Here is a 7,644-nt window from a genome sequence, read left to right on the forward strand (position 1 = left end):
GTAATGGATGCTAAAGATAATTTTATAGCTTCAAGAATGATGTTTAATTTCTTGAATAATACTTTAATAACAAACTTTTGGGATAAAATAGATAAACCAACTAATAGTAATCTTATTAAGAATTTTAAAGACAGTATAAATATATGGCTAAATGGCTTACAAGCTTCTGGAATGTTAATAGGTGGAAGAATAGAATTTAGAGCAGAAGATAATCCTAAAACATCACTTTTAGATGGAAAAGTAAAGTTTAAAATTTATTTTAGTCCAGCATTGCCTATGGAATATGCTGAATTTGATTGTGAGATAGATACAGATTATTATAATAATTTATTTTCAGCTTAAAAATACAGTTTAAGGAGTGATAAAAAATGAAAATACCAGAAAAAATAGCAAACTATCTGCTATATGTTGATGGTTCTAGAGATCAAACTGCTTTGGTAGATGTTGATTTACCCGATATCCAATTTATGACAGAAACAATATCAGGAGCGGGGATAATGGGTGAAATGGAGTCAATAACCCCTGGGCATACCTCAGTTCTTACTTTAGCTCTAAATATTAGAGCTATAATTGGGAATGATTTCAAGGTATTGGAACCGAGAGCTTATAACTTGGAAATAAAAGCTGGGATACAGTCATATGATGAAACTGAAGGGAAAATAACGACAGGAAAATTAAGTATTATGGCGAGAGGAATTCCAAAAGGATTTTCATTAGGAAAAGCTTCAGTTGGAAAAGCAACCGATAGTAAAAGAGAATTTACTATTAATTATTTGAAAATTGAATATGATGATACAGAGGTTCTTGAGTTAGATAAGACAAATATGATTTTTAGACTTAATGGAATTGATTATTCAGCAGATTTAAGAACTGCTATGGGAATGTAAGGGGGATAAATGCAATTAAGTAGACCAATTGTTATAAAAAATATTGATGGAACTGAAAAAAGAATAGAAGAAGTAAATATAACTAAAGAAAACTTTACTGCAAGATCCATATTAGAAGCAGAAAGAGAATTTTTACTAAATGAAGGATTTGGATTACCTACAAATGTTCCATTTGAAAATTTAAGAGCTTATCAAGGATATATAGCAGCTAAGATAATAGGATGTAGATATAATGAATTGATAGGATTACCAGGAGATGACTTTTTAAAAATTACGGCAGTGATAAAGGGTTTCTTAGATGGCTTGGATTGGGAAATCTTAACGGATCTGATATCAGAAAAGTCGGACTCATTATTGCAAAAGAAACGAGAACAAGTTTAGAGTACTGGCTAGACCTTCCAATTTACGAGTGGGCGGAATGGCTAGAAACTATTAATGAAATACTAGATGAGAAAAATAAATAAGTGGTTGCTCTTACTATGGTTATATAGTATACTCATAGTAAGAGGTGAGATAGTATGATAACTAGCTTAAAAGAAGAATGGCGAAGAGTAAGAACAGATATGAAAAAAATTTCTTTAGAATATAAGAAAAAGTCTATTAAAGATAGAGAAAGAATAGAAAAAGAAGCATATGAATCCTCAAAAAGAGTTGATGAATATCTAGCTGGAAATAAAGATATAAAATTGACATTTCTTGAAAAATTCATAATGATTATTCCCAAAGTATTTTTGGTTATAGCTATTTTATTCTGTATTGTTCTAGCTGTATTAGGAGCTTTTTATTGGGTAGGAATTACAGTAGCTCTATCTATAATAGTTGGATGTATACTATCAAAAATAATTTAAAATAACAATTTTTTAAACCACTTATTCAATGAGTAAGTGGTTTTTTTATTTGGAGGAAAAATGGCATTGAAGGAACTGGCAATATCTATTGGGATAGGAGCTGCATTATCTACAAGTTTTAGTAAAAATATTAAAAATGCTGGAACTTTGATGGATCAATTAAAAAATAAAACCTCAGAGTTAAAAAAAACTCAAAGAGATTTAAAAAAATATGAAAATATGCAGCTGATTAGAAAAGAAACTAGAAATGAAATAATTTATTCACAAAAAGAGTTAGCAAAATTAAAAACAAGACTTTTTGAAGTAGATAAAGAGGGAAGAACTTTAAAATCAACTTATTCTTCATTAGAAGGAGAAATAATTCAACTTACCTCTCAAAAAAAAGCACTTACTAATAGAATGTCTAGAATTTCAAAAGAAATGAAAGAAGGAAAAGGAGATAATAAAGCTCTTGCAAAAGAATATAAAAATTTGAGCCAAGAGGCTAAAAATATTACTTCAAAATTAGTCCCTTTAGAGAATGAATTAGAAAAAACAAAAAAAGAAATAAGTGCTAATTCTAAAGAAAGCAATAATTTAGGAAAACAACACCTTAATTTAGAAAATAAAATTCAATCATTAAGGGAAAAGCAAAAGAAAAATATAAATGAAATTAGAGAGACTACAAAGCAGTTAAAAGAACAGAATATCTCAATTAAAGATACAGCAAAATCTTATGAAGAACTTGAAAAGAAAGCAAGTGCATATAATAAAGCTTTAGAGAAATATCAAAAAGCTGAAGCTATAAAAGAAAAAGGCAAGAAAATAGCAACTTATGGAAATCTACCTTTAAAAGCTGCTGGAGTTGCAACTGTTGCTGGGGCTGGATTTATTTCAGAAGCTATAAAAACAGAAACAGCTTTTGCAGGAGTAAAAAAACAATTTGACTTTGAAACAGCTGAAGAAGAAGCTAAATTTAAAGAGGATTTAATAAAACTTGTCTCTGAAAAAAGAGTAGCTGTTTCCTTAGAAGAATTATATGATATGGCTGCCAATGCTGGTCAAAGTGGATTAAATAAAGATGAAGCAGTAGGCTATATAGAAGCAGCTGCTAATATGGGAATGGCTTTTAATATGAGTAGAGAACAAGCTTCGGAATATATGTTCGCCTGGAGAAATACCTTTGGTATGGATCTAAACCAATTAAAAGAGTTAAATGATCAAATTAATACTCTAGGGAATAATACAGGAGCTAGTGAAATTAAGATAGCAGAATTTATAACTAGAATGGGAAATCTTCCAACTGTAGTAGGAATGGCTACGAATCAAACAGCAGCCCTCGGAGCTTCATTGATGGAAATGGGAATGGCACCAGAGATAGCAGCAACTGGAGCAAAAAGGTTATTAACAATTTTAAATAAAGGAAAAGCTGCCACTGGAAGTGAGATAAAAGCATTAGATATATTAGGTTTAGATGCAGAATATTTAGCAAAAGATACATTAAAAGATCCAGAAAAAGCTTTAGAAAAAGTATTTTTTAGGCTGAGTAAACTACAAGAACATGAGCAAGGTGCAGTTATGACTATGCTATTTGGAGAAGAGGGAAAAGTAGCAGCTGCAAATATAATGGGAGCTTTTGATAGATTAAAAAGAAATATAAATTTAGCAAAGGACTCTAATATTTATTCAGGAGCTACAAACAAAGAAGCAGAAGTTCAAAAAAATACAACTGCTAATCAACTCCAAGTTTTAAAAACAGAATTTGACGCTATTAAAGCAGAATTAGGAACAGAATTACTTCCACTTGTAAAAGAAGGTGCAACATATCTTAAAGTATTTTTAGAAAAGCTTTTAAAAATGATGAAAGAAGATCCAGAAGGTTTGAAAAGAATGGTAAAACTTTTTGTTTATGGAACAGGAGCTTTATATGGATTTGGAGGAGCTTTAAAACTTATAGGTGGTTTATTACAAGGTTATGCTGGTATTATTAATTTAATAGGATTAGCAACAGAAAAAGAGTTGGGTATTAAGACTATAAAAGTTACTAAAATGATGATACAACAATTTAAAAACTTAGGAAGTACTGGACTTCAAGTAGGAAAGGTAATAGGAACAAGTGTATTGACTAGTGGTAAAGTTATAGCTAGTGGGATAATTAAGTTTACAGGAATAGGAATTAAATATTTAAAATTATTAGGAAGCACTGGACTTCAAGTAGGAAAGATGATAGGAACAGGAATATTGACTAGCAGTAAATTTATAATAGGTGGATTGGCTAAATTAGGAAGTCTTGGTATGGCTGCTTTAGCTAGTCCTGTTACTTGGGTTATTTTAGGAATAACAGCTTTAATTGCAGCGGGATATATGCTGTATAAAAATTGGGATACAGTTAAAGAAAAAGCAGTCCAGCTCAAAGATAAAGTAATAGAATTAGTAGATAAATATTGGTATTTACTTGGTCCTATTGGTTATATGATTAAAGGTGGAAAAGCTTTATATGAAAACTGGGATACTATAAAACTAAAAGCTGGAGAGTTAAAAGATAGAATTGTAAATATGGTCACTGGAGCAATTGAACAATTTAATGTTTTTAAAGAAAAAAGTTTAGCAATACTAGGAATACCTTTTGAGTGGTTAGATAAAAAAATAGAAGGAATAAAAGAAAAAGCGGAACATATGCTTGATGGAGTATTAGAAATTTATGAAAAAATAAAGAATTTCAGTGTAACAGATAGCATAAAAAATGGATTTTCATGGATTGGAGATCAATTTGGCATTCCACAATTTGCAACAGGAGGAGTAGTCAATTCTCCAACTCTTGCTTTAGTAGGAGAAGGGAGAAGTTCTGAAAGTATAATTCCACATGAAAGGACTCCTAAAAGTTTAAACCTTTGGCAAAAAACGGGAGAATTACTTGGAACCTATAATCCTACTTCTACAACTAACAATAATTCAAGTACAGCTATAACTCTTTCTTATTCTCCAACTATTTATACTAATAATAATCAAAGTCTAGAAGCTACTTTGAAAAAAGATAAAGAGGATTTTGAGAGATGGTTTAAAGAAAGTATGAATAAATATGAAAGGGAAAAATTCAGGAGAGGACATGGAAGATAAAATATATATAACAGTACTTGGAGATACCTGGGATAGTATTTCTTATAAGCTATTTGGAGATTCAAAATTATATAATACTTTATTAGAAAAAAATTTAGAACATCATGGAACTTTAATTTTTGAAGCTGGAATTGAAATAAAATATCAAGAAATTCCTAAAACTTATGAAGAGAAAGTAGCACCTTGGAGAAGAAAATGAATCTAAGTGAAGAAATAAAAAAAGTAGTTTCTAACAGTAGAAAATTAAAGTTAAAAGTATTATATGAAAATACAGATATTACTAAGTATATAGACCAGGATTTAATCAGTTTTAGTTACTCGGACTCTTTAAATGAATTTGACACACTAGATTTAACTATTCATAATAGAGAATTGTTATGGATGAATGACTGGAATCCTTTGAAGGGAGATAAGCTTGAATGTTGGTTATATTTATGTAATTGGGAAACTAATAGTGAAGTAGAAATATATATTGGAACCTTTTATATAGATAGAGTCTCTTATTCTGGACCTCCAGATATAGTAACTATATCAGCTTTATCTGTAGATATTGTTTCTAATATTATGGATGATAAAAAAAATAGAGTTTGGGAAGCTGTAACTTTTGAAAAGATAGCTAGAGATATTGCTAAAGAATGTAGTCTTGAACTTATATATGAGTGTGATTTTAACAGAGAATATAAAAGAGTTGAGCAAAAGCTTGAATCTTATTTTAACTTTTTAAAGAGATTAGGAAGTGAAATAGGAATAATTATCAAGCTATATAATGATAAATTAATCATATTTGAAGAAAAAGTATATGAAGAAAAAGAATATAAATTTATTTTTCATAGAAATAATATTAAAAGTTATTCATTAGAAACTGATGATACAGATACATATGCTGGGTGTAAAATCACTTATTATGATAGTTATCTAGGAGAAAAAATAGAAGAGAGTTTTTTTACAAAGCAAAGACCAGGATATAAAAGAAATACTCAAAGAGTGTTATTTATTAACCAGGAGAAAGAGCCGCCAGGAGAGACTAAAGCAAAAAAAAGAGAGTATTTATCTAAAGTAGCTGAGAAAGCTTTGAGGGAGAAAAATAAACAGGCTATAAGAGGAACAATAGAAGTTATAGGTAAAGAGGAACTTATATGTGTAGGAGATGCTATATTTTTAGAAAATTTTGGTATTTTTACGGGGAAATATTTAATAACAAGTATAAATACTGATTTAAAAATATATGATTTAACTTTAGAAATAAGGATGGTATTAGATGAGTGAAATAAGATATGGAACAGTATCTCATATATTTCATGATGAGGGGCGAGTAAAAGTAGAATTTGAAGATTTAAATATTTCAAGTGCTATTCTTACAGTATTTCAAGGAAGAAACCAAGGTGTTAAACAGTATAGTATGCCCAAAATCAATGAAAAAGGACTTTGTTTAATAGCGGCAACAGGAAATAGTGGATATTATTTAGGAAGTGGTTATAATATCAAAGATCCTGTAATGGAAGAGGCAGGAGAGGGAAAATATATAACCATATATCCAGATGGAACTAGGATAATATTTGATGAAAACACCTCTAAATTATATGTAGATTGTAAAAAAAATATAGAAATAATCTGTCCTAAAATATCAATCACAGGAAACATAAATATCAAAGGAGATATAATCGTAGAGGGCGGAATAACAACAACTGAAGATATCCAAGCGGATGGAGTTTCATTAATAAATCATAAAACAACGGGAATTAAGGCAGGTGGAGATATATCAGGACCCCCTCAAAAATAAGAAAGGAGAAACATTACTATGGTTGTAGGAAGTTTAGGTAAAGTAATCTTTGCTTGTAGTAATTTTTATATTAAAACTCTTGACTCTTTAAATAGAGATATAAATTACAGATGGATAGAACATCAAATAATAGGGAGTAAACCTAAGCTTCAATTTGATGGAGTAAATTTGGAAAATATAAAATTTAATATACATTTAAATGCTGCTTTTAATGTGAATCCTGCTAAATCAGCTCAAGAGTTAAAAGAGTATGGAGCAAAGGGAGAGAAACTTAGGTTTATTCTAGGAGGGAAAGTTATTGGAACTTATGTTATAGAAAATATTTCAGAAGTATATAAAAGTTACACAGGGTTAGGGACTGTAACAAAAATTGATTTATCTCTTCAATTAAAGGAGTATAACTAAACTAATGGAAATGCAAATTACTCAAAATGAAAAAGAATATATATTTAAACCTAAAAATTCGAGTAAAGAAATTGCTCAAAATATAGAAAATATAGTGACTAGAGTGAAAGGAAATATTCCCCTAGCAAGACATAAAGGAATAATAGTAGAAAATGTTGATAAACCTCAACTTGTTATAGAAGCAGAGATGACCGCTGATACAGTTGAGGAAATAGAAAGAGAAGAAAAAAGATTTAAAGTGTCTGAAATTAATTTAACATCTAACAATGGAATAAAGACGCTAGTTCAAGCTAGTGTGAAAGGAGAAATAATAGATGATTAAATTTGTAGATGAAAATGTTGATAATGTTGAAAAAACTATAAAAGAAGGTTATGAGGAAATAATGGGAGTAACCATAAAAGATGGGGATCCTATTAATGACTTTATCGGATGGGTAACTTATATTTTTAGTATTATAAAAAATGATATTAACTATACAGGGAGAATGAACTTATTAAGATATTCAGAAAATGAGTATTTAGAAGCATTAGGAGAGCTTGTAGGAGTAGAAAGAATACAAGAAAAAGGAGCAAAGGCAACAGTTAAATATACTTTTTCTAAGATATTTCCTAATGTAGTAACTATCCC

Annotated in this window: 11 protein-coding genes; all 11 read left to right on the top strand. The window is 29.4% G+C overall.

Annotated features, from left to right (window positions below; genetic code table 11):
* Positions 1 to 342, top strand: a 342-nt coding sequence (locus tag IAA47_06625; protein MBU3842636.1) for a phage tail sheath family protein, incomplete at its 5' end; no start/stop codon positions are given.
* Positions 343 to 368: 26 nt separating this feature from the next.
* Positions 369 to 887, top strand: a complete 519-nt coding sequence (locus IAA47_06630; protein MBU3842637.1) for a phage major tail tube protein — start codon at positions 369 to 371, stop codon at positions 885 to 887.
* A 9-nt stretch (positions 888 to 896) separates the two neighbouring features.
* Positions 897 to 1,268 (top strand): hypothetical protein, encoded by a 372-nt coding sequence (locus IAA47_06635; GenBank protein ID MBU3842638.1) that lies wholly within the window; start codon positions 897 to 899, stop codon positions 1,266 to 1,268.
* A gap of 137 nt (positions 1,269 to 1,405) precedes the next feature.
* Positions 1,406 to 1,735 carry a hypothetical protein gene (locus IAA47_06640; GenBank protein ID MBU3842639.1) on the top strand — a complete coding sequence of 110 codons (330 nt, stop codon included), beginning with the start codon at positions 1,406 to 1,408 and terminating at the stop codon, positions 1,733 to 1,735.
* Positions 1,736 to 1,795: 60 nt separating this feature from the next.
* Complete coding sequence (locus IAA47_06645; protein MBU3842640.1) at positions 1,796 to 4,831, top strand: phage tail tape measure protein; 3,036 nt, start codon at positions 1,796 to 1,798, stop codon at positions 4,829 to 4,831.
* Positions 4,821 to 5,030, top strand: a complete 210-nt coding sequence (locus tag IAA47_06650; protein ID MBU3842641.1) for a hypothetical protein — start codon at positions 4,821 to 4,823, stop codon at positions 5,028 to 5,030. Before IAA47_06645 ends, IAA47_06650 begins: the two co-directional genes overlap by 11 nt.
* Positions 5,027 to 6,097 (top strand): late control protein D, encoded by a 1,071-nt coding sequence (locus IAA47_06655; protein ID MBU3842642.1) that lies wholly within the window; start codon positions 5,027 to 5,029, stop codon positions 6,095 to 6,097. The genes IAA47_06650 and IAA47_06655 overlap by 4 nt, the downstream gene beginning before the upstream one ends.
* Positions 6,090 to 6,611 carry a phage baseplate assembly protein V gene (locus IAA47_06660; GenBank protein MBU3842643.1) on the top strand — a complete coding sequence of 174 codons (522 nt, stop codon included), beginning with the start codon at positions 6,090 to 6,092 and terminating at the stop codon, positions 6,609 to 6,611. The genes IAA47_06655 and IAA47_06660 overlap by 8 nt, the downstream gene beginning before the upstream one ends.
* 18 nt (positions 6,612 to 6,629) lie before the next feature.
* Positions 6,630 to 7,016, top strand: a complete 387-nt coding sequence (locus IAA47_06665; protein MBU3842644.1) for a phage tail protein — start codon at positions 6,630 to 6,632, stop codon at positions 7,014 to 7,016.
* A 4-nt stretch (positions 7,017 to 7,020) separates the two neighbouring features.
* A complete protein-coding gene (locus IAA47_06670) occupies positions 7,021 to 7,338 on the top strand; it encodes a hypothetical protein (protein ID MBU3842645.1) in 318 nt (105 codons plus the stop codon).
* Positions 7,331 to 7,644, top strand: a 314-nt coding sequence (locus IAA47_06675; GenBank protein ID MBU3842646.1) for a baseplate J protein, incomplete at its 3' end; no start/stop codon positions are given. The genes IAA47_06670 and IAA47_06675, both read left to right, overlap by 8 nt.

It is taken from the genome of Candidatus Fusobacterium pullicola (assembly GCA_018883725.1).
GTDB classification, from domain to species: domain Bacteria; phylum Fusobacteriota; class Fusobacteriia; order Fusobacteriales; family Fusobacteriaceae; genus Fusobacterium_A; species Fusobacterium_A pullicola.

What these genes read in the sequence shown, in the direction of transcription:
- IAA47_06650 (MBU3842641.1), top strand. Translation starts at nt 4,821, where the DNA reads ATGGAAGATAAAATATATATAACAGTACTTGGAGATACCTGGGATAGT.
- IAA47_06630 (MBU3842637.1), top strand. Translation starts at nt 369, where the DNA reads ATGAAAATACCAGAAAAAATAGCAAACTATCTGCTATATGTTGATGGT.
- IAA47_06670 (MBU3842645.1), top strand. Translation starts at nt 7,021, where the DNA reads ATGGAAATGCAAATTACTCAAAATGAAAAAGAATATATATTTAAACCT.
- IAA47_06655 (MBU3842642.1), top strand. Translation starts at nt 5,027, where the DNA reads ATGAATCTAAGTGAAGAAATAAAAAAAGTAGTTTCTAACAGTAGAAAA.
- IAA47_06645 (MBU3842640.1), top strand. Translation starts at nt 1,796, where the DNA reads ATGGCATTGAAGGAACTGGCAATATCTATTGGGATAGGAGCTGCATTA.
- IAA47_06665 (MBU3842644.1), top strand. Translation starts at nt 6,630, where the DNA reads ATGGTTGTAGGAAGTTTAGGTAAAGTAATCTTTGCTTGTAGTAATTTT.
- IAA47_06635 (MBU3842638.1), top strand. Translation starts at nt 897, where the DNA reads ATGCAATTAAGTAGACCAATTGTTATAAAAAATATTGATGGAACTGAA.
- IAA47_06660 (MBU3842643.1), top strand. Translation starts at nt 6,090, where the DNA reads ATGAGTGAAATAAGATATGGAACAGTATCTCATATATTTCATGATGAG.
- IAA47_06640 (MBU3842639.1), top strand. Translation starts at nt 1,406, where the DNA reads ATGATAACTAGCTTAAAAGAAGAATGGCGAAGAGTAAGAACAGATATG.